General features: G+C 61.8%; 1 protein-coding gene. It reads right to left on the bottom strand.

Translation table 11 applies throughout. The features are described from left to right. Positions 1–477: EamA family transporter (locus tag DBR24_RS26240; RefSeq protein ID WP_256591850.1), on the bottom strand; the 477-nt coding region annotated here is incomplete at both ends.

Here is a 477-nt window from a genome sequence, read left to right as displayed (position 1 = left end):
GAGAAACGCTGCGCCCAATGCCAGCGCAATGCCTGTCAGATAGTCACCGCCACTCTCGGCCTGGGTGCCGTGGGCACTGACGATGGCCAACATTCCCATGAACGAGACCGCCAGCCAGAACAGCTTCTGCAGGGTGATTTTCTCGCCGAGAAACAGCGCCGCCAACCCGACCAGCATGAACGGCTGCACGTTGTACACCGCGGTGCCGATGGCAATCGACGCCCGGGAGTACGAAGCAAACAACAGCACCCAGTTGCCGACAATCGCTACGCCGCTGAGCACGGCCAGCAGGAACGTCGTGCGGGTCAGCATGCCCGGGCGCAGAAAACCGAATGCCGCGCAAATCAGCAGCAAGGTGCCAGCGCCGAACACGCAGCGCCAGAACACCACATCCAGCACCGGTTGCCCGGACACCAGCACAAACCAGCCGATCGTCCCGGATATCAGCATGGCTGCAGTCATTTCAAATGAGCCGCG

It is taken from the genome of Pseudomonas sp. HMWF006, from assembly GCF_003061205.1.
GTDB lineage: Bacteria > Pseudomonadota > Gammaproteobacteria > Pseudomonadales > Pseudomonadaceae > Aquipseudomonas > Aquipseudomonas monsensis.
This window is presented reverse-complemented; position numbering and strand designations above follow the sequence as displayed.